The organism is Coprococcus sp. AF102-57 (genome assembly GCF_027686195.1).
In the GTDB taxonomy this organism is placed as follows: domain Bacteria; phylum Bacillota; class Clostridia; order Lachnospirales; family Lachnospiraceae; genus Allocoprococcus; species Allocoprococcus comes.
Genome location: NZ_JAQCSY010000008.1, coordinates 41913 through 63377, shown reverse-complemented (window position 1 = coordinate 63377; position 21465 = coordinate 41913). Strand labels below are relative to the sequence as shown.

At 38.4% G+C, this 21465-nt stretch carries 24 protein-coding genes; 1 reads left to right on the top strand and 23 read right to left on the bottom strand.

All coding sequences use genetic code 11. The features are described from left to right. Positions 1-84: 84 nt before the first annotated feature. The 13 genes from PGZ10_RS07090 to PGZ10_RS07030 all read right to left on the bottom strand — a co-directional run bounded on the left by PGZ10_RS07090 (position 85) and on the right by PGZ10_RS07030 (position 13797). The gene (locus PGZ10_RS07090; protein ID WP_008370817.1) at positions 85-1602 is read right to left on the bottom strand and encodes a Mur ligase family protein; all 1518 of its coding nucleotides are present in this window, start codon (positions 1600-1602) and stop codon (positions 85-87) included. A gap of 33 nt (positions 1603-1635) precedes the next feature. Continuing rightward, positions 1636-2340 (bottom strand): aspartate/glutamate racemase family protein, encoded by a 705-nt coding sequence (locus tag PGZ10_RS07085; protein ID WP_008370818.1) that lies wholly within the window; start codon positions 2338-2340, stop codon positions 1636-1638. 25 nt (positions 2341-2365) lie between these two features. After that, the gene (locus PGZ10_RS07080; RefSeq protein WP_055297612.1) at positions 2366-3577 is read right to left on the bottom strand and encodes a carboxylate--amine ligase; all 1212 of its coding nucleotides are present in this window, start codon (positions 3575-3577) and stop codon (positions 2366-2368) included. Positions 3578-3702: 125 nt separating this feature from the next. Further along, complete coding sequence (locus PGZ10_RS07075; RefSeq protein ID WP_055158263.1) at positions 3703-4956, bottom strand: Y-family DNA polymerase; 1254 nt, start codon at positions 4954-4956, stop codon at positions 3703-3705. A gap of 218 nt (positions 4957-5174) precedes the next feature. Next, positions 5175-5375, bottom strand: coding sequence for a hypothetical protein (locus PGZ10_RS07070; protein WP_055158251.1), 201 nt, complete (start codon positions 5373-5375; stop codon positions 5175-5177). 234 nt (positions 5376-5609) lie between these two features. Further along, positions 5610-6449: a tyrosine-type recombinase/integrase gene (locus PGZ10_RS07065; protein WP_118217602.1), complete on the bottom strand. Its 840-nt coding sequence runs from the start codon at positions 6447-6449 to the stop codon at positions 5610-5612. Between the two features lie 130 nt (positions 6450-6579). After that, positions 6580-9180, bottom strand: a complete 2601-nt coding sequence (clpB, locus tag PGZ10_RS07060; RefSeq protein WP_008370859.1) for an ATP-dependent chaperone ClpB — start codon at positions 9178-9180, stop codon at positions 6580-6582. 166 nt (positions 9181-9346) lie between these two features. Then, positions 9347-10381: a DnaJ C-terminal domain-containing protein gene (locus tag PGZ10_RS07055; protein ID WP_270540983.1), complete on the bottom strand. Its 1035-nt coding sequence runs from the start codon at positions 10379-10381 to the stop codon at positions 9347-9349. 66 nt (positions 10382-10447) lie between these two features. Beyond that, complete coding sequence (locus tag PGZ10_RS07050; protein WP_008370865.1) at positions 10448-10918, bottom strand: Hsp20/alpha crystallin family protein; 471 nt, start codon at positions 10916-10918, stop codon at positions 10448-10450. A 254-nt stretch (positions 10919-11172) separates the two neighbouring features. Then, on the bottom strand, positions 11173-12393 hold the full coding sequence (locus PGZ10_RS07045) for a tyrosine-type recombinase/integrase (protein ID WP_009243513.1): 1221 nt from the start codon (positions 12391-12393) through the stop codon (positions 11173-11175). Between the two features lie 104 nt (positions 12394-12497). Then, positions 12498-12692: a hypothetical protein gene (locus tag PGZ10_RS07040; RefSeq protein ID WP_004614488.1), complete on the bottom strand. Its 195-nt coding sequence runs from the start codon at positions 12690-12692 to the stop codon at positions 12498-12500. A gap of 455 nt (positions 12693-13147) precedes the next feature. Then, a complete protein-coding gene (locus PGZ10_RS07035; protein WP_117441972.1) occupies positions 13148-13381 on the bottom strand; it encodes a helix-turn-helix domain-containing protein in 234 nt (77 codons plus the stop codon). Beyond that, on the bottom strand, positions 13378-13797 hold the full coding sequence (locus PGZ10_RS07030) for an RNA polymerase sigma factor (RefSeq protein ID WP_071143795.1): 420 nt from the start codon (positions 13795-13797) through the stop codon (positions 13378-13380). The genes PGZ10_RS07035 and PGZ10_RS07030 overlap by 4 nt, the downstream gene beginning before the upstream one ends. 521 nt (positions 13798-14318) lie before the next feature. On the opposite strand from PGZ10_RS07030, the gene PGZ10_RS07025 reads away from it, so the two are divergent. Further along, positions 14319-14678 carry a helix-turn-helix transcriptional regulator gene (locus PGZ10_RS07025; RefSeq protein ID WP_117441973.1) on the top strand — a complete coding sequence of 120 codons (360 nt, stop codon included), beginning with the start codon at positions 14319-14321 and terminating at the stop codon, positions 14676-14678. A gap of 106 nt (positions 14679-14784) precedes the next feature. Here the strand turns inward: PGZ10_RS07025 and PGZ10_RS07020 are convergent, their stop codons facing one another. The 10 genes from PGZ10_RS07020 to PGZ10_RS06975 form a co-directional block, all read right to left on the bottom strand. Beyond that, positions 14785-16146: a sensor histidine kinase gene (locus tag PGZ10_RS07020; protein ID WP_226981728.1), complete on the bottom strand. Its 1362-nt coding sequence runs from the start codon at positions 16144-16146 to the stop codon at positions 14785-14787. Beyond that, the gene (locus PGZ10_RS07015; protein ID WP_058692340.1) at positions 16128-16796 is read right to left on the bottom strand and encodes a response regulator transcription factor; all 669 of its coding nucleotides are present in this window, start codon (positions 16794-16796) and stop codon (positions 16128-16130) included. The genes PGZ10_RS07020 and PGZ10_RS07015 overlap by 19 nt, the downstream gene beginning before the upstream one ends. A gap of 13 nt (positions 16797-16809) precedes the next feature. Beyond that, positions 16810-17562 carry a lantibiotic immunity ABC transporter MutG family permease subunit gene (locus tag PGZ10_RS07010; protein ID WP_117441975.1) on the bottom strand — a complete coding sequence of 251 codons (753 nt, stop codon included), beginning with the start codon at positions 17560-17562 and terminating at the stop codon, positions 16810-16812. 1 nt (position 17563) lies between these two features. Next, positions 17564-18322, bottom strand: a complete 759-nt coding sequence (locus PGZ10_RS07005; protein WP_117441976.1) for a lantibiotic immunity ABC transporter MutE/EpiE family permease subunit — start codon at positions 18320-18322, stop codon at positions 17564-17566. Then, positions 18315-19019, bottom strand: coding sequence for a lantibiotic protection ABC transporter ATP-binding subunit (locus PGZ10_RS07000; protein WP_117441977.1), 705 nt, complete (start codon positions 19017-19019; stop codon positions 18315-18317). The genes PGZ10_RS07005 and PGZ10_RS07000 overlap by 8 nt, the downstream gene beginning before the upstream one ends. Positions 19020-19163: 144 nt before the next feature. After that, the gene (locus tag PGZ10_RS06995) at positions 19164-19388 is read right to left on the bottom strand and encodes a hypothetical protein (protein ID WP_270540982.1); all 225 of its coding nucleotides are present in this window, start codon (positions 19386-19388) and stop codon (positions 19164-19166) included. A 19-nt stretch (positions 19389-19407) separates the two neighbouring features. Continuing rightward, positions 19408-19728: a hypothetical protein gene (locus PGZ10_RS06990; protein ID WP_117441979.1), complete on the bottom strand. Its 321-nt coding sequence runs from the start codon at positions 19726-19728 to the stop codon at positions 19408-19410. 155 nt (positions 19729-19883) lie between these two features. Then, positions 19884-20201 carry a hypothetical protein gene (locus PGZ10_RS06985; protein ID WP_055153732.1) on the bottom strand — a complete coding sequence of 106 codons (318 nt, stop codon included), beginning with the start codon at positions 20199-20201 and terminating at the stop codon, positions 19884-19886. Next, positions 20198-20422: a helix-turn-helix transcriptional regulator gene (locus tag PGZ10_RS06980; RefSeq protein WP_004613729.1), complete on the bottom strand. Its 225-nt coding sequence runs from the start codon at positions 20420-20422 to the stop codon at positions 20198-20200. Before PGZ10_RS06980 ends, PGZ10_RS06985 begins: the two co-directional genes overlap by 4 nt. Positions 20423-20548: 126 nt before the next feature. Then, positions 20549-21460 (bottom strand): conjugal transfer protein, encoded by a 912-nt coding sequence (locus PGZ10_RS06975; RefSeq protein ID WP_117950068.1) that lies wholly within the window; start codon positions 21458-21460, stop codon positions 20549-20551. Positions 21461-21465 lie beyond the last annotated feature (5 nt).

Sequence of the window (21465 nt, the reverse complement as noted above, 5' to 3'; positions counted from 1 at the left end):
AAAATATATAAAATGGGTGGATTTCCTGCTTTCGTTTTCACGCATCCTGTGCGTTTGCAGGAACCCCCACCCATCTCTCAGTTTCTATTGATGCTTTTTATCATACTCGGCAAGATATTCTTTAACATACTGTGTATCTGATTTGCAGTCCAGATACTCACAGCCATATTTCTGTCTTGTCTCATTTCCTTTTCCGGTAATCAGGAAAATAGTCTTTCCCTCTGCTTCATCCATCGCTGCTTTGATTGCTTCTCCCCGATCCTCGATCATGGCATACGGACAGTTTTGTGCTTCCACATACTGTGCGATTTCTTTGGAAATCTGCTCTACCGGCTCATATCCCGGATCTTCCGCTGTCAGATAAACCTTTTTCGCATACTGACCCGCTACCGTTCCAAGGTCTCTTCTCCGGATAAATGCTTTCTTTCCGGGGCATCCGAAGATCGATACGATATTATAATCCGGATATTCATCTTTTATTGAAGAGAACAGCTTTTCAAAACTAAGCTTGTTGTGTGCATAATCCACAACAGCGATCAGATTCTTATCTGCACTTCCATAAAGCTCCATACGTCCGCTGGATCTTGCCCTCAAAAGACCGCTGTGCATATACTCCTTCGGGATTTCAAGAAGAATGGATGCCGCAATGACAGCCAGTGCATTTTCCACATTGAAAAGTCCCGGCATCGTCAGACGGAATTCTTCATCAAACAGCTCTGTCTTTACCATAAATACCGTTTCATGTCCGTCTTTCTGGATCTCATAACCATAAACATCCGCTTCCGGATTCTTTGTACTGAACGTCAGCACCTTCTCACAGACCTTTGACTCTTTCAGAATACGGTCTGCAAAATCTGCATCCATGTTCACAACTCCGTAACGTGATTTTCCGAAAATTTTCAGTTTAGACGAAAAATAGTCTTCAAAATCCGGATGCTCGATCGGACTGATATGGTCCTCTGAAATATTCAGAAAAATTCCCACATCAAACTGCATGTTATCGACACGATTGTATTTTAACGCCTGTGAAGATACTTCCATCTCGGCAAATGTAATACCACTTTCTACGGCATGGCGCAGATGCTCCTGCAATTCTACCGACTCCGGCGTAGTAATATGGGATTCTTTCTTGATCACTCCGTCATAAATATCGATTGAAGAAAGGACTGCACTTTCCTTTCCACCGGTTGCTTCCATATAATCATCCACGATTGCTTTCATATAGTAAGCAGAAGTGGATTTTCCTTTTGTTCCGCCGATTCCGGTGATCGTCAGTTTCTTCCACGGTGCATTATTGAACTTCTCTGCAAGTGGAGGCATCGCCTTACGGATATCGTCTACCAGAAAATATGGAACATCTTCTTTCGTTTCATATTTTACTTCGCTGACATAAGCAATCGCACCTTTTTCGATCGCTGCATCCAGATACTCAGCCTTAAATGCCGCACCTTTACAAATAAACAATGTCCCTTCCGTCACCTCTCTGGAATCATAGGTCAGATATCCTACGTTTTTTTCTTCTTCCCCATTTGAATAAAATTCTTTCATCATACGCAGGTTCTGTAACAGATTTGCGTACTCCTGTAATGTGTATTTTTCCATCTGGTATTTATCTCCCTTATATTCTTTCCGGTATTATTCCCGGTACTCTGCGCCGGATCTGATGATGGATTCTCTTACCAGAACATCCATTGCATCCATGCAGTCTGCCGGTACCTGATAATATTCTTTGAATACCGAAATCTCTGTGCATGCAAGAATTACTGCATCACAGCCTTTTGCCTTCAGATCATTATAGGCACGGTCAAATTTGTTCTTGTCTCCCGGCTTTCCTTTTTTGATATCATCATAGATCAGCGACATCACATCTTTCTGGCAGGCTTCTCCCGGAACTACCGGTGTGATTCCAAATTTTTCGCAGGCTCGGTGGTAAGTCTTTGCCTGCATCGTTCCATCTGTTCCCATGATCCCGATCTTCTTCACTTTTGGATGAGCCTCTACTACATATCTGACACTCTCCTCTACCATATTGATGATCGGAACACTTGTAGATTTCTGGATATCTTCCAGGAAATAGTGCGAGGTATTGCACGGAATCGCAATATTTTCCACTCCCAGCATCTCCAGATCTCTTGCGTCCTGTGTGATTGCTTTCAGAAACGGAAGCTTATTTCCTGTAAGGATTGCCTGTGTCCTGTCCGGCATTGTCGCATGACTTAAAATGATCATGTTGATATGCTCCTGATCACTCTCCGCCTTTGTCCTCGCGATCACTCTTGCATAATAAAAACTTGTCGCCTCCGGTCCCATTCCGCCGATAACACCTAATTTTTTCAGCATATCATTCTCCCTGTTTCAGCTTCTCTTAGCTGTAATATTTCTTAAAGTTACCAAACTGTCTGAGATGATTCTTCACCATAGCAAGATAACGTCTTGGTTTAAAATCACCTCTCTTAAATACCGGATTGACCATCTTCTTTTCCTTAAGAAGGCGTCTCATCTTCTCACGGTTTGCTTCTTCTTTGATATATTTGAAAGCAACTGCCTTCGGTACTGTCATCCAGAGATGTTCTTCTTTTGCAAATTCAAGCGGCAGTTCTTTTCCGTAAACATATTCTTCTACTACATATTTTGCAACATTGAATCCAGATCCTGTCACATAATAATTACTTCGTCCCTGGCGGGTGTTGATCTCGAAGAAACGGTATTTGCCATCACGCCTGTCATACTTGATATCAAAGTTGGAGAATCCTACATAGTGCAAATCTTCCAGCAGATTCTTCACCTTCATCATCAGCTCTTCGTTTGGCTCTGTGATGATAACTGCATGATTTCCAAGTCCGTGTGGTGTGTGTTCTTCCAGGAGTACATGTCCCAGACACATCATTTTAACTTTTCCATTCCGGTCAGAATAAGAAGTCAGAACACGCATATATTCATCATTTCCCGGAATCATATCTTGGATGATCAGTTTATCTGTATAACCTGCCCCATAGATATCCCGAATTACTTTTTCCAGTTCTTTTCTGTCCTTGATCGTGTAGATCTTATTCTGGGTTGCAAACGGATGCTCCCAGTAAGAAATACTGTCAGACGGCTTTAAAATTACCGGGTACGGGAAATTCATCTCAAAATCCAGTCCCATGGACTGATCGTAAATAATCGTTCCCGGATAATCTACCCCATGCTTTTCGCACAACTTGTAGAAAGTCTCTTTCTGCTGCAGACTGTTCATCAGATCAAAATCGATATATGGTGCGATAATATTTTTCTCAAGCTCTGCCTTATGCTTACTGATCAGCGCCACATAACTGTCACCACATCCGATGAGCATAATCTTTTTGTCTTTATGCTTTTTTGCAAATCCATTGACTGTCTGAAGAAAATAATCGTCCGTATCAATCTTCGGATTCGGATGATATTCGATGATCTTACTTCCGTAACTCGGTCCTGTTGCAAACTTTCCAAATATATATGTCTTCACCTGATACTGCTCATAAAATGCGCGGGCAACACTGTAAGTATTGATATCTCCACCAAGCAGTACCGGAATAAATTCTCTGTCTTTAAATTCCATTGTTTAAAGAAGCTCCTTTCTATCCCCTTATATTTCTACATATCATCTCATTATACTCCAGGGATTCTTTAGGTGTCAAGACACGGAAACAGCTCTGAAAGCTCTGAAAGTTTCCCGGAAAATTTTCAGAACTGTTTCTTTTCATATTTCTTCTCTTTTTCTCTCTGCTCCAGAACACTGCCTCGTATCACCGCATCCGCCCCATACTTTCCGCGGATCTCTCCCATTGCCGCACTGAGCTTTTTCAGCTTTTCCATGCTCTTCTTCGGCTTCTCAGATTTCACCTCGAATTGCAGGTCAAACAGGCTTAACTGCTCCGGTTCATCTTCATCCACAAGCTTCGCTGTGCGAACACCAAGCAATCTGATCGGCTCACCGTTCCACAACTCATCGAACAGACTGCAGGCCGCCTCGTAGATCACCTGATCTGCACCGGATGCTCTGCCAAGCTGCTTCTGGTGAGATACATTCTGAAAATCACTGTAGCGGATTTCCACACTAACCATATTGGCTTTCTGCCCTGCTTTCCTTAGTCTCTTTCCCACACTTTCTGCCAGAGAAAATAGAACCTTTTTTGCATCCTCTGCCTTTTCCACATCTTTTGGAAGTGTGGTGGAATTACCGACACCCTTTGCTGCGGTCTCCTCGGATTGCACCTTTGCATCACCGATTCCATTCGCAAATTCCCACAGCGTTCTCCCATGACTTTTCAAATGGAATTCCAGAAGCTTCGGATCTGTCTGCGCAAGCTCACCAATTGTCCGGATTTCCAGCTTTTCCAGAATCGCCACACTGGACTTCCCTGCCATAAAAAGCTCACTCACCGGAAGCGGCCACATTTTTTCCTTGACCTCTTCCGGGAAAAGAGTGTGGACACGGTTTGGTTTTTCAAAGTCTGATGCCATTTTTGCCAGAAGCTTGTTTGTCGAAATTCCCACATTCACGGTAAACCCAAACTTTTCATAAACCCGGGCTTTGATTTCATACGCAGCCTCCACCGGCGAAGAAAAACGCTGTGCGATTCCGGTAAAATCCATATAGCACTCGTCCACACTGACCTGCTCGATTTCCGGTGTATAGGTTTTCAGGAAATCCATCAGTCTCCGGCTATACTCCCTGTACATCCTGTGATTTGGCGGATCCATATGAAGATTCGGACACTTGCGGAACGCATTTACCACCGGCTCTCCCGTCCGGATGCCGAATTTCTTTGCCGAAGGAGATTTCGCCAATACGATCCCATGGCGTGATTCTCTGTCACCGCCGATGATCGCGGGAATCGTACGGATGTCCACATCGGCACCATTTTTCAGTTGTTCTACTGCCGTCCAACTAAGGTAGGCTGAATTGACATCTATATGGAAAATGATGTGTGACATTCCTGCTGTCTCCTCTCTCTAAATAATCGAGCAGGCTGACTCCTGCTCGATTTGTATACTTTGTACACCATCTCGCTTAACAGCCAGGTGATGTACATTCGACAAATGCAGATCCTTGTGCAAGCACAAATCTGCACTTGGCTCATCGTATACACAAAAAATACGGAATATGATATTCATTTTATCATATCCCGCATCCATTTTCATTATTTTATCTTTTATTTATCAAGCTTACCGCCAATTTCACTCCATCCACAGTTAAATACATATTGTGCAAATTCTTCCAGCTGCTTCTCATCATATAAACTTAAATCCATCGTTTTCAGCTTGGATTCTACTATTTTTTTGTTGTATCTCAGATCGGATACATATGAACATTCCACTCTCTTTATCATATCATCAAATATATCTCTTTCCATATGTTCCCTCTTTTCTACATAATGTTAATTATGTTGTAATATAAATCGTCCAAACTCAGTCCAACTATATTCTAGTCTGTATTACAAAGACTGTCAACATTAAAAATCGTTACAAAAATACAAAACAGTCCTTTCACTTTAATTATGTAAAACATTTATTTTTTCCTTTTTATTTTCATATTTTCGAGTCAAAATACCTATATCGAAAACTACAACATAATTAACATTATGTCGTCATTCTACAAGCATCTCTAACATTTCCATGCTCTTTTTCCATTCCATAATTCCATCCGAAGCATAAATCCTTGTCACCTCGATACTGCTGTGTCCCAGAATATCCGCAAGCTGCAACAGATTCCCAGTAACCCTGTAAAAAATTCTTGCAAACATATGTCTAAAATTGTGCGGAAATACTTTTTCGGTTTCCACCCCCGCACTTACTGCAAGCTGTTTTAATTCTCTCCATATATTCGACCGGTCTTTTTCATGACCCGATCTCGTTATAAACACATTTCCCTTTTGAATCCTGTTTTTTCTTATATAATACAACAGTCTTTTTCTCAACTGATCCGTTAAAATAACCGGTCTGTATTTTCCTTTATTCCACACCTTCACGATTCCGCTTTGAACACTATCAACTGAAAAATATCTTAGCTCACTGATCCGGATTCCTGTCCCTGCAAGCGTCTCCATAATCATTACAAGCTGTTCCTTTCCCTGCTCTTTTGCTTTCCGCACCAGTTTGATATAATCGGATTTCTGCAGTTCTCTTTCCATCATCTTTGAATTACAGCCCTGTACACGGACTCTGCGGAGCTTCCATTTTCCAAGCCCAACGGCAAGTAAATACTGATTCAGTGCCACAAGCATCGAATTTACACTGCTTACTGCATAATGCTGCATCAGCCACTCCCGGTAAGCAAGCAGAAGTTCCTTATCTATTTCTTCCGCTTCTGCTGCATAGGAATAAAAAGTCGTTACATCTGTCATATATTTCTTCTTTGTTGCCTCCGATGCTTCCCGCTCGATCAAATACTTCATAAAGATTTCTTTTTCAAATTTCATTCCGCTCATAATGTGTCCTCCTAGTTTTTTCTCTTTACTCACATTATTTCACAGATCTGAAATTTTATTAACCGAAAAAGCAGTAGGACAAAACCTTTTTTCATTGTCCTACTGCTCATATCCATCTATTTTCCTTATCTTATACTTCTCTTAAGTGCTGCTTGATCCTTGCTGTAAGTTTTCCATCCACATTATCGATCAGGATCGTATCTCCGCTGCCAACATTTCCTTCCAGGATCAGTTTAGCTGCCTCGGTTTCAACATTCTTCTGAAGATATCTCTTCAATGGTCTTGCACCATAGGTCGGATCATATCCGCCTTCCACTACAAGCTGTTTGGCTGCTTCAGTAAGCTCGATCCTCAGTTCTTTATCTGCAAGCCGTTTATTGATATCATTGACAAGCAGGCTGATGATAGAGTAGACATTATCTTTCGTCAGCGGACGGAACATAATCGTCTCATCCAGACGGTTCAGAAATTCCGGTCTGAAATGTGCTCTCAGATCATTCATGACCATCTCCTCTGCCTCTGGTTTGATATCGCCATTTTCATCGATACCATCCAGCAGATAAGAAGATCCGATGTTCGATGTCATGATCAAGATCGTATTCTTGAAATCAACGGTACGTCCCTGTGAGTCCGTGATACGTCCGTCATCCAGTACCTGCAGAAGTACGTTAAATACATCCGGATGTGCTTTTTCTACTTCATCGAAAAGCACTACGGAATACGGTTTTCTGCGAACGGCTTCCGTAAGCTGACCGCCCTCATCATATCCGACATATCCCGGAGGCGCTCCGATCAGACGGGACACAGAATATTTCTCCATGTACTCACTCATATCGATACGCACCATATTGTTCTCATCATCAAACAGATTCTCGGCAAGTGCTTTTGCAAGCTCTGTTTTACCTACACCTGTAGGTCCAAGAAAGAGGAAGGAACCAATCGGCTTAGTCGGATCTTTGATTCCTGCTTTGGAACGGATGATTGCATCGGTTACTTTCGTAACGCCTTCGTCCTGTCCGATGACACGTTTGTGAAGTTCATCTGCAAGGTGCAGTGTCTTGCTTCTCTCGCTTTCGTTTAATTTTGCAACCGGAATACCAGTCCAGCGGGAAATAATCTTGGCAATCTCATCATCGGTAACACTTTCATGAACCAGTGACAGATCTTCATCTTTTACCTTTGCTTCCTCTTCTTCCAGCTGTTTCTGCAACTGTGGAAGACGTCCGTACTGAAGCTCTGCTGCCTTGTTCAGATCATAACTCCTCTGAGCTGCTTCGATTTCACGGTTCAGCTGTTCAATCTGCTCACGGATCTTCTGTACATGTTCAACAGAATGTTTTTCGTTATCCCACTGTGCTTTCTGCTTTGCGAATTTTTCCCGTTCTTCGGCAAGTTCTTCCTGCAGTTTCTGCAGTCTTTCCTTGCTCAGTCGGTCATCCTCTTTCTTCAAAGCGGCTTCTTCAATCTCCAGCTGCATGATCTTACGGTTCAGTTCATCCAGCTCTGTCGGCATAGAATCCAGCTCTGTCTTAATGGATGCACATGCTTCATCAACCAGGTCGATTGCCTTATCCGGAAGGAAACGGTCTGAAATATAACGGTTACTCAGAGTAACCGCCGCAACCAGTGCGCTGTCTGTGATCTTGACACCATGGAATACTTCATAACGCTCTTTCAATCCACGAAGGATAGAAATGGCATCCTCAACTGAAGGCTCATCCACCATAACCGGCTGGAAACGACGTTCCAGAGCGGCATCCTTTTCAATATACTGGCGATACTCATCCAGAGTTGTCGCACCGATACAATGCAGCTCACCACGGGCAAGCATTGGTTTTAACATATTTCCGGCGTCCATTGCACCGTCTGACTTTCCGGCACCTACAATGGTATGCAGCTCATCGATAAACAGAATGATGTTTCCATCACTGTTCTTGACTTCTTCCAAAACTGCTTTCAGACGCTCTTCAAATTCACCACGATACTTGGCACCTGCAACCAGTGCTCCCATATCCAGTGCAAATACTTTTTTATCTTTCAAAGCTTCCGGTACATCACCACGCACGATACGCTGTGCCAGACCTTCTACTGCTGCTGTCTTACCTACACCAGGTTCACCGATCAGAACCGGGTTGTTCTTTGTCTTACGTGACAAGATACGGATCACATTCCTGATCTCTGCATCACGTCCGATGACCGGATCCAGCTTCTGCTCCCTGGCTTTTTCTACCAGATCTTCTCCATATTTATTCAAGGTATCATAAGTAGCTTCCGGATTATCACTGGTTACTCGCTGATTACCTCTTACCGAAGAAAGTACCTGAAGGAAACTCTCTCTTGTGATTCCAAGCTCCTTCATCATGCCTTTGATCTCACGGTTCGCATATTTCAGAAGTGCAAGGAACAGATGCTCAACCGATACATATTCATCACCCATCTGCTTTGCCTCATCCTCGCCATGGATCAGCACATTATTCAGATTCTGACCAATATACATCTGACCGCCCTGTACTTTCGGACGCTTCCGTAAAAGCTCTTCCACACGGTTCATCATCGTCTCTTTTGTAATGCCCATCTTCTCAATCAGCTTGAGAATCAGACTGTCATCTATTGTAAGCAAAGAATACAGAAGATGTTCCTGTTCAATTTCCTGGTTGCCATAATCTGCCGCAATCTTTTCAAGGTTCTGTACTGCCGCCATAGAACTTTGTGTAAATTTATTGATATTCATAACATGAGTCCCTCCTTTGCCTTGCTATCTTTGTTCTACTCGAACTATAGCACTTGTTGTTAGCACTGTCAAGAGTCGAGTGCTAAATCTATACAAATTTTTACTTCCCTGTCAAATCATAGAACTCATTTTCTGAGTCCCATCTATATGAAACGCCCCGGATCCTTTATCTTCCTCCGGCAGCGGCTTTCTTATATTCCATCAGTTTCTGTCTTGCTTCTGCATTTAAATGTCTCGGAACCTGAATTTGTACCGTTACATACTGATCACCATGGACATTTGCATCCTTCATGGAAACGATTCCTTTTCCTCTTAAACGAATCCTGCTTCCTGACTGTGTTCCTTCTTTAATCTTGCACATCACATCACCATACAGGGTATGCACCCTTGCTTCTCCACCAAACACAGCCGTTGTATAAGGAATGCTGACCGTTGTATAAACATCCATACCTTTTCGTTCATATCCGGCTTTTGGCTGAACAGTTACTTTCAGAAGCAGATCTCCTGCACCGCCTTTTCCGGTTCCAGGCATCCCTTTTCCACGAAGTCTTATACTCTTTCCACTGTCAATTCCTGCCGGAATATGCACCTCAAGTGTCTGCGCCTTTCCGCTCTGATCCTGCAGAGTAATTCTTTTATCACATCCAAATGCTGCCTCATCAAATGTAACAGATACACTGGCATTCAGATCCTGTCCTTTCTGATCAAAGCCTGCTGACCCGTGACCGCCAAATCCTCCGAAGCCACCAAATCCGGATCCATCGTCATAGAAACTGCTTCTGTGAAAACCATGACCTCCGAAACCATCTGTGCTTTTACTGCTGCTTCCATGGAAGATATCTTTAAACATATCTCCGAAAATATCATCTGCATTTCCTGTAAAATGATACTCCTGATATCCTCCAGGACCACTTTTGAATCCCTGGAAACCATTTCCAAATCCACTGCCCTGATAGCTGCCTCCTGCAGACTGGTCAAATGCGGCGTGTCCAAACTGGTCATACATCTTCTTCTTTTCCGGATCACTCAGTACTGAATAGGCTTCTGTTACTTCTTTGAATTTCTTTTCTGCATCCGGATTTTCGGCATTGGTATCCGGATGATACTTCTTTGCCATCTTCCGGTAAGCTTTTTTGATTGTCTTCTCATCTGCATTCTTTGCTACTCCGAGCACCTCGTAGTAATCCCGCTTTGCTGCCATGTTCTGTCACCTCCTGCCTGTAAAACACCCCGGAGATTGCTCTCCGGGGGAAATTTATCTTCTATATTAACCTTCAATTGTGATATATTTCTTCTCTTCTACCGCTGGTTTTGCTTCTTTTTTCGGAACAAAGAGTTTCAGAATACCATGTTTAAATTCTGCTTTGATATCTTCTTCTGTGATATCTTCACCAACATAGTAACTTCTCTGACATGCTCCTGCGTAACGTTCACGGCGGATATACCTGCCGGTTTCTTTCTCCTGTTCATCCTGATCAAGACCTTTCGCTGCACTGACTGTCAGATAACCATCTTTCAATTCTGCAGTAACTTCATCTTTCTTGAACCCTGGAAGATCAATCTCAAGTTCATATCCATCTTTCATTTCCTTGATATCTGTCTTCATCAGATTATTCGCATGATGTCCATAGAGCTTCTTTTCTGCTCTGTTCTCTGCTTTATCTGCATATCCGTAAAACGGAAATCCAAACCAATCATCATCAAATAAATTATTATTAAAAATACTAGGCATTAACATAAGTCCTGTCTCCTTTCAAACACTCATAATACGTTCGGAACACTCTCTGGCGAACCTTTCTTTTCGTTCCCCTTCCTTTGTTCTATCTGTACTATAGCACGCATTATTAGCACTGTCAAGAGGTGAGTGCTAATATTTTTGTTATTTTTTTTCAAAACCTTTAAAATCAATGGTTTGCAGTATCTTATTTCTTTTGAAATTGTGATTTTTTCTGTTTTGACACCAATTTGACACCAATTTTTCTTTTTGTGGTGTCAAGCATTTAACACCATACTATCTAGTCTTGCAATCTCATTTTCAATCCTTGTCAGCTCTCCAATATGATTGTACACTTCCATTGTTACATCTATATGAGCGTGTCCCATAATATATTGAAGAACTTTTACGTCCATACGGCACTCTGCCATTCTGGTACAAGCTGTGTGACGCATTACATGAGCTGAAAACTTTGGTAACAGTTCTGCTTTCCTATGCTCTTTTTTTGCTCTCTCTACTTCGGTTTTGTTATATGCGTCTACAATGTTATATAAAACACTATTTACGCCATTCGGCATAAGCGGTCTGCCCGATTTCGCTGTAAAGACAAACCCCGAATACCCGTCCACCTCAATGCTCTTATCCTTTGCAAGCATGAAATTGATTTTCCTTTGTTCCTCAAAGGCTTTTGCAACTTCTTGTGTCATAGGTATAATACGAATACCCGACTCCGTTTTTGGTGTTGAGATATGGAACTTGCAACCGTCGCCTAAATTCTTATAAATGAGCTGGTGGTCTACATTAACCGTTTTTGCCTTGATGTTTATATCTTTCCATGTAAGACCAATAAGCTCCCCACACCTTAACCCCGTACCAATCATTATGGTAAACATAGGATAATATGTGTTATAGACATTGCTCTGTTTTACAAACTCCATAAACTTTTCTTGTTGAGAAACTGTTAAGGCTTCTTTTTCCTCTGCTGGTTTTCCATAATCGCTAATGGAACTTTTTGCAGGGTTCTTTCGGATAATATCATCATCAACAGCCATTTCTAATGCAGGATAAAGCAGGTTATGAATATACTTGATTGTAGAATAAGCATATCCAGCTTTGGAAAGCTTCGCATAATACGCTTTAATATGTGAGGGTAAAAGCTGAACAACTTTAATATTTCCAATCTCGTCTTTTACTCTGTTTTCCCAAGCACGAACATAACTAACTCTTGTAGTATCAGCCAGCTCACGAGTTGCCATATAACGCTCAAACAACGTGTTAAGCGTCATTTTTTTGATTGCTCCGTCTGTCAATATATTATCTTCCATATCCTTTGCAATCTGCTTCTCTTTTTCCCGAAGCTCTGGTAAATCTTGTGCATAGACTGTCAATCTCTTGCCTGTTCTTACATCTGTATAACGATAGCTGTATCTTCCATCATTACGCCAGTTTTCGCCCTCTCTTAATTTTCTTCCTTTTGGGTCTTTTCTACTAATTGCCATGAGAACCATTCCTTTCTGAAAAAGCCTCTTTTCTTGTTCTCACAGCGTGCTTTGTCCTTTCTTATTATACTACACACGCCAGAGAACATAAATAGAAAATCGCTCTATTCTTCCAAATATAACAAGTATTTCTTGACTTTTTCTATGGAATAAAGAACCCTGCGACCTATCACAATTTTTGCTCCTGCCTGCTCACCAATCTTTCTTGCAGTAGCACGACCACAAGATAACATAGCAGACAGTCCCTCTATATCAACAGCAATCGGCTGTTCCGTTGCTCTTATCTTCGTTTTATTCATATTCCAACACCTTACCTCGCTGGAACATCACATCATTTAACACATCAGTATTTAACATAATGTAACACCCCCTTTACTGTGTGTCTATTTATAAGTTACATAAGCAGACAGACGGCTTTGGAAAGCTCCGTTAGTATCTCAACTATTCCCATTCTTGTGGGCAGAACCGCACCATGCGGACGTATCATTATTCTGTGAGGATAGGTCGTGGCAAAACGACTTTTCCAACAGTCGCTCTCGGATCACTGCGTGGGTCGCTCGCTTTCTTTTGAAAAGGTCGTGGCGTACAGTCCCCGTGGCTCGCTATCTCACAAACGTATCTGTCTGCTTTATTCAGTTGTCAAAGAGCTATCGGCTATTCAGCCTATTAAAATCAACTTTCAGATTTTGATTTTAATAAAGTGACAAGTGAAGTGGCAGGAAAGGGGGGACGTGCCAGACTTCACTTGTATGTACTACATCACTACAATTTCAAAATTCATCAGCATATCAAGTAATGCTGTCTGAACTCTGTTTTTTAAATCGGCGTCCACAACCATGCAAACATTACCGTATTCATCATACAATTTACGCAGGCACAGTTTTGAAATGTAACCGTCATAAAATTCCATAACGGTTTCAATCGCTTCTGGGTCGCTCTCTGTTGCTGATAAAATAATCTCAAAAGGCAGATGTTCGTATTTCTTCATTTGCGTTCCTCCATAATTTTTCTCATTGCTTCAAGTGTTTTTGTTCTGTGATACTGGACGTTAGAACGGGGAATTTTAATAAATTCGCTGATTTCACTATCCGACATATCCATAAAGTAGGACAACAAAATAATGTTGCGTTTCTTCTCTGTCAATGTTTTAAGGGCTTCGCTTAACTGGTCGTCCTCAACCCAGACTTCAATGCCTAAGATATTGAATACAGTATAATCACTTTCGTATTTATCCAATTCTCCAAAACGTGATTGTTCATAATCTGGAATATCCGAAAATAAACATTCGTGTTTTTCACGCCTTTTCATATCACGGTAGCCTTTCTTTACTGCGCGTTTAATTACTTTTTTTGAAAGGCAATCAAACTGTGCTTCAATGGCTTGTTTGAAAGAAGATGTTTTCATTTGCTCACCTCCTTTCCGTGCTGGATTGAAATAAACTTTTGTTTATTTCCCCCTTTCCGCACCCTAACTACCCAAAGAGGTGGCAAGCTACCAAGATTTTCAAAAAAATTTTTTAAAAAAACAAAAACAGCCCGATAATGTATAATTACACAAACGGACTGTTTTATAAATTCTATTGATATGAATTTTTAACTCATATAAAGGGTATAATGATTGTAATAGTGGACTGAAATATTTATCCAGTTGAGAACGGCAGAACGTTCTTCCGTATGCAATCATGGTATAGCCCCCTTTAACCAGAGCTATACCGTATTTATCCCTAAGAAAAAAAGGACAGTTCTGGTTATATCCAAAACCGTCCCGTTATTTTTCAAGACGCACAAAAGTATATTATCTAGGAACGGTTTTTTTTATTTACCGCACACGATAACAGCTTTTGAATTATTACTGCATGATATATGCAATTTTAACACATTCTAAATATACAGCATGAAGTATAAACTCATGTTAGGTGATTTAAAATGAGAAAAACAAAAGAAACACATACTTTTGATTTCAGACCGCTAGGGCTGGCAATCAGAGAAGCCCGTGAGAAAGCGGGACTTTCTCGTAATGATTTAGGCGATAAGGTATTCTATGGAGAACGTCATATCGCAGATATTGAAAATGTTGGTTCACACCCAAGTTTTCAATTATTCCATGATTTAGTTACCATGTTCAATATATCAGTTGATGAATATTTCTATCCAACGGAGAAAGTAGCAAAAAGTACAGCTCGTCGTCAAATAGAAACCTCTCTTGATTTATTGAGTGATAACGAATTAAAAATCATTCAAGGTACGATTGACGGTATCTTGAATAGCAGGGAGAACAAGAAGTAACTAGCTTCTTGCTTTCCCCATTTTTCTTTTAAGTAGTGTTCTACTAGCTTTTGTTTGCTGATCTGCTCCGCAGGTAGCAAATTAACTTAATTTTTCCATGAACATTCTATTTAAGCTTAAAAATAAGAGAAACTTTTGCTCCAACAATTATATTATCAACTTCTAAATTTTCAATTTGAAGAAATCCACTATGTTCATTCATTATTTTTTCGACTATTGAAAGTCCTAATCCATAATGAGAACCACTTCTCGCCTTATTTTCTGAATAAAATTTTTGAGTTGCTTTTTCCAAACTCTCCTTACTAAAACCTTTTCCATTATCAATTACACTTACAATATACTCCGATTTATTATTGATAAACTTTAATTTTATTTGAGAAGATTTTTCAGAAAATCCAACAGCATTTGAAATGATATTTTGAAAAGCCTTTTGAATATCTTTTGGCTCTATCAATAAATCATCTGTCCAATCTTTTTGTATTACAGAAACGGTTACGTTTTTTAAACGGGCCATTTGATTTGCAAGTAAAATCAAATTATCTACATATTTTTCATTAAAATGAACATATTCTGTTTTAGGTTGTTCCAATTTTGAAAGAGTTTTTAATTCTTCCACATATTCAGATATTTTAGAAATTCCGTCTTGAGCATATTTAACATATTCTTTTTGGTTTACATCCATATTTGTTTCTTCTAGCAATTCTAAATTGCCAGATACGACAGAAGCAGGTGTTTGTATATCATGCGTAAGTGATTGAATACTATTTTCTAAAAGTTGTGCTTGTTTCAACTGTTTTTTTGTACTTTCTTTTACTGTCTTTTCCATTTCACTCAAAATAATGAGAATATCATTTACTTCTTTTAATGGACTGGATAATTCAGAAATTTCTCTATCATCAGATAAAATTGTGTTTTGTATATTCGTTATCTTATTTAATTCTTTGCTTAACCGATTTCTATACACTTTTAAAATAACTAAAAATCCTGTAATTACTGCAATGAGAAAACAACTAATGATTGTTAAATCGGCACTTGGGAAAACACTTCTCAGAAAATCATTCGAAAACTGTGAGGTAGCACTCTTATATCCCAGAACCCACTTTTCAGATGAATTACCAATAAGTTCGTAAGTTGTTCCATTCATAAAGCGCAATTGATTGATTTTTCCTTTTTCGCATACTTCTTGTATTAGTTCTTCATCTTGTATAGAACCATTTATATAATTACCACTATCTGAAAGTTTAGCATATTCAATATATGCAGGTATGTCCATTTCTTCAAGTGTGTTATCAAGAGCTTCCTCTTTTATGATTTCAACATTTTGAGATATTGCATTTGGTGAAATGATAATTTCTGTTTCTCCTAGAAAAAAAACTCCTAGACCAAACATCATTACTACTATGAACATATAACAAATTTGAGAAATACTAAGCGTTAATAACATTCGCATTATTGATTTTTTTCCCATTGATACCCAACTCCCCAAACTGTTTTTATCGGTTCTTCTTCATAAATCTTAAATTTTTTTCTGATTTCTTTTATTCTTTCTCTTATTGTCGTTTCTGCGTCCCCCATGCCGTCAAATCCAAAAAGTTTTTCGTATATTTCATCTTTTGTAAATACACGATTAGGATTACGCATTAGTAAAGAACATATTTCATATTCTGTTGAAGTCATATTTATTTCTGCTTCATTTACATAGATTTTTCTAACTGTAAAATCACAAAAGATATTTCCAATATGAATCATATTACTTTTTGTTCTGTTTTCTCTACGTATATGAGCCATTATTCGATATCGAAGCTCTTTAACAGAAAAAGGCTTCACAATATAGTCATCTGCACCTATGGAAAAACCTTCTATTAAATCCTGCTCAAAACTTTTGGCAGTTAAAAATAACACAGGTATGTCGATTTCACGCCTTTTTTCTTTCAAAAAAGTAAATCCATCTAATTCTGGCATCATAACATCAAGTATCAATAAATCGTGTTTATTTATTTCTCGAATAGATACGCTGGACAATCCAGTATAAGTCGTTATGCTATGGTCGTATTCCAAAGCATTTTTTATAAGCTGAAGCAAAGATATATCATCATCTATTACTAATATTTTAGCCATACAAATTTCTCCTTTATCCCTTTGTTTGCCCCTCCCATTTTTTAAACCATAATACTATTCCAACAAAAAGAAGTACGAAGAACAATAATTGTATCATTAAATCTAATGGTAAATTTACACCTTGTACATTCAAAGTATTATTATCAAAATAAATACTTGTCGTTTTCATAGACCATGTCCACGGAATTAATCTCCATATTCTTTCTTCAATCATAGGTAATGAACTAATATAAGCAACAAATATCGTTCCAAAAATACCGAAGCCTATCGAAGCACCCATATTGAAATAAAAACTACTCCACAGTTGAAAAGGTACAAGGAAAAGAGAACCTACCATAAAAATAAGTGCTGTTTTCAAAAATAGAAGAGCCGTAAAATTGTCTGGGTGATAAACACTCCAAATACTAATATATAATAATATCATAGAAAAAAACACAAAGTAAGCTAATAAACTTAATAAATATAAAGATTTAAAAAAGAAATTTTGCCCTCTATGAATACTTTTTCTTATTACTTGATAATTACCAGCTTCTTGTTCTTGTTCTCCCATAATGCCAGCTAAAATTCCCACCAACAGAGGTACAGCTATAGATGAAATGTTTATCCAATAATACAAACTATTAGAAACAATTTCGTCTTTATTACTCGTTCTACAAATAAACAAAATACAAATAGTTACTATAAGTGATAATGCGAAAGGAATTATGTTTAACATAGTTCGCTTGCTCTTTATATGTTCTACACGTAAGGCTTTCATAAAATACATTTTAATTTCCCTCTCTTTGCGAAAAAATGAATGATGTTACCAACGTAAATATTGCAAAACATATAAGAGCTAATAATATAGCTACTATAATTGTATGTGTGTTTAATAACTCACTTGTATTTTCTAAAACAATTCCATTTGGGTGAATTTTGGTAATAGGTACAACACCTCTTACACCATAACTGTATGGATTAAATATCCAATAATTCTCTGGTGCCATGATAGGTGCTGAAATAAATCCCAAAAAGCCTATTCCCAATGCTCCCACAGTTTTAAAGTTATGCGCACAAAACAAAGCAATGGGAATAATAGGTAAAGATGTTAGCCATGTTATACCACCCATTTCCAACACAGAGATTATCGTATTTATCCCAAGATGATTAAGTAATGCTAAAATACAAACAAAAATAGTCAATAGAGCAGTGGTCATAAATGAATAAAATGCCAAAGCAAATAATTTTGCTATCCAAACCCTTTTCGTTGAACGTGCTTCTACATAAATCGAACGATAAGTATTATTTTTCTTTTCTGTATATTCTGTTAATATACATAGCAATGAAATTCCTAATGTATTGAATGATATTGTCCACATATTGAAAATCATCTTTGTATAATGTTCCCATGATTTTTCTAAAGCATCAGGTGCTAAATTTGCAACTATCATCAGCAAAACAGAAAATATTACAGCTCCTATAAAAAGAGTTGGTCTAAGCAATGTTCGCTTCGATTTTAATAATTCTGAACGAAATAATCTATACATAAGAATATTCCTCCTCTCTAGTAACATTCATAAAGATATTTTCTAAATTGTCATTGTTATTCACTTTTCCCTCATATTTTAATTTTCCATTTATGATAATTCCTACATAAGACGCTATGTGTTGAATTTCTGCAAGATTATGGCTGGAAACTAAAACTGTAATCCCACTTTCATTTAACCTTTTTATTAAATCTCTTAATTCTTGAATACCAATCGGGTCTAATCCATTCGTTGGTTCATCTAGAATAACTAGACTGGGATTGCCTAAAAGAGCTATTGCAATTCCTAAACGTTGTTTCATACCGAGAGAAAAATTTGAGACTTTTTTCTTTCCGGTTTTATCCATTTTTAACAATGTCAGAACACGTTTTACTTCACTTTCTGATACTCCTAACATACAAGCATGAATTTTCATATTTTCCCTCGCAGTTAAATTTCCATAAATTGCAGGATTTTCAATTAAAACACCTATTTTATTTAAAGTATCTTTTGACCATTTCTTTCCATCAAAAATAATTTCTCCACTACTAGCCTTTAACAGTCCGCAAAGGAGTTTCATAGTTGTACTTTTACCTGCTCCATTAGGACCTAATAAACCATAAGTTTCTCCTTTTGGTACTTTCAAAGAAATTCCTTTTATAATGTTTTCATTTTTAATCTTTTTTTCTAATCCTCTTGTTTCTAAAACATAATCCATATTTTTTCCGCCTTTCTACTATATTTTGAAATTTCTTAGCCATTTCTAAGCATTTATAATATAAAACACATTTATAATTAAATTGTAACTGAAAAGGAAAAAGGCTTGCGTGATCAATCATGTACGTAAGCCTTTTTCCTTTTCTTAAATCTTTGTCTTTTTGGTAATCGTATAAATATATTCTTCTGCCGTAGGGCGTTTATTTCCAAAATACCTTTTGAAATTCGCCTGCACTTCTGGGTCGGTGCTGTTCATAGCTTCATCAATCGTCGCTTCTATATCAGCCCGAACATCAGCCAATGATACAGCGCCAGCTTTTGCTCCTGCTTTCAATGCTTTTTTTATATCTCTTTTTTTTAAGATAGCCATAATACAACACCTTTCCCATTTATTTTAAAAGTAATTGAATAATAGTTACAAATACCCAAACGAAAAATAAAACACCGTCCAACTTAGCAACCAAATTCAAGACTTTGTTTTCTATTTTTTCTACTCCGCATATAGCATTAAAATTCATTGCAGAAAACGCTAAAATCAATAAAGAATAATTTGACAAATTGTTGCTATCTCCATTATAAAGGGCAAAAGCATATCCAGCCCAAATGGGAAGTAACGCAACTAAAGTAATGCCTTTTAAAAATGTCATGTCTTTTCTTTCGCTTGAAAAATAATTTCCTTTTAAATTTTCTGTTAAATGTTTGTCTGCCATAATCGCAACTCCTTTCAAAATTGTTGGAAGTTCTCTCCATCTTTTATTGTAATACTTTTCAATCTAATTGTAAAGTATTTCTTACATCAAAAGTAAAAAATCAACCACGCTTATCTGAAATGTTGTAAACGTGGCGAATTTAACTTTTTTCAAAACTATTTGATTTTCCTTAAAATCAACAATGCAATATCAGCAATAAATAGAAATAGGGTGTACGATAACTGTAAACCATTCATTAACCTAACATGGTTATCCATAAGCCAACTTAAATTATTTGCCACAATATTCAAAAGGAAGAACAAGGCAACAAAAGCGATTAACGAAGCAGTAGCAATAAGTCCTCGACCTCTTTCATCTCGTCCTTCTTTTGAAAAATAGAAGAATACAAAGAAGCCCAAAAGCAAAAAGCCGAGTATTCCATTTGCTCGCATTAAAAATTTGCTGTCTAATAAAAGCGTTATCCACTCAATCATTTTTCTGCCTCCTCAAAGTCAAATAAATCTTCAATCGCTACATCAAATACTTTCGCAATACTATATGCTAACAACATGGACGGATTGTATCGGTTTCTTTCAAGCTGTATTATCGTTTGCCGAGATACTCCAACAAGGTCAGCGAGTTCTTGCTGGCTCATTCGTTTTGTAGCTCTATAAATGTGTATCTTGCTGTCAAAAGAATACTTTTGTTTTGCCATTTAGCCACCGCCTTATTATAATTTCAGCTTATTATAACATATTTCTTACTTTTTGTGTGGAATTTATGATTATGCCATATAGAAAAAGCGTGTAAATCTGTACTGAAATACACGCTTTATTATCATTTATCCTACAATCTTCCAGTTGCTATCCTTATGTAGTACAAGCTCATATTGCGATACCTGCGTCCCCTTTGTTTGATTATCAAGGAATTTCACGGCAACCTTGACTTTCACATTATCCCCGTCCTTTGTAAAGATAGGGTTTACCAGTTCAGAATAAAGATAGTCCCTGCCGATAGGTTCAAGCACATTTCCCGTTACATAATAGGCAAGTTCTTTTTCTGTTGCTGTTGGATACAGCTTAAAGAATGTTTCCAGAAATGCGGTAGCGTCATTGACGGTATCAGCGTCTACGCTTGCGTCTGCTTCTGGTGTCTTAGGCTCATAGTCTGATTTTTCGATTGCTGGTGCAAGAGTAGGGTTCTGAATGATTACCATATCCCCGTCAGCGTCTACATGGACTTTTACTATATAGGTCGCTTTCACATTGCTTGTCTGTTCTCCCTCTTTTATCTGCTGATCTACTTCGTAGGTAGCAGAAAAAGTGTCCGTTCCCGATTGCTCGATATACCAGATAATCACATCTGTAACTGTGGAGCTGGTTGGTATATCCGTTCTGATTGTATCAACATTCAAGTCCTGCAATTCCTTTGTCAGATAACTGCTGATTGCCTGCGTCCTTGCTTCAATCGCTTCTTTGCTGTTATTCCACGTGTAATAAGACTTCGCAAAGTTCTTCACGAAATTTTCTATCCCGTTGGTGTCCTGCAAGCGAAGTTCAATGATTTCTTTTTCATGGGTCGTGTGCTGGTCGATAGCCGTAAAATTCTTATACACCCCAAAACTCACGCTTGCGATAAGCACCACCCACAACGCAATCACGGTTTTCTTATGTGTACCTACCTTGACAGTACGCACCTTTTTTTCTTTTGGTTCTTTGAGAGTTTCTGTCTGTTTCTTATTCTTCTTAAACATATTTT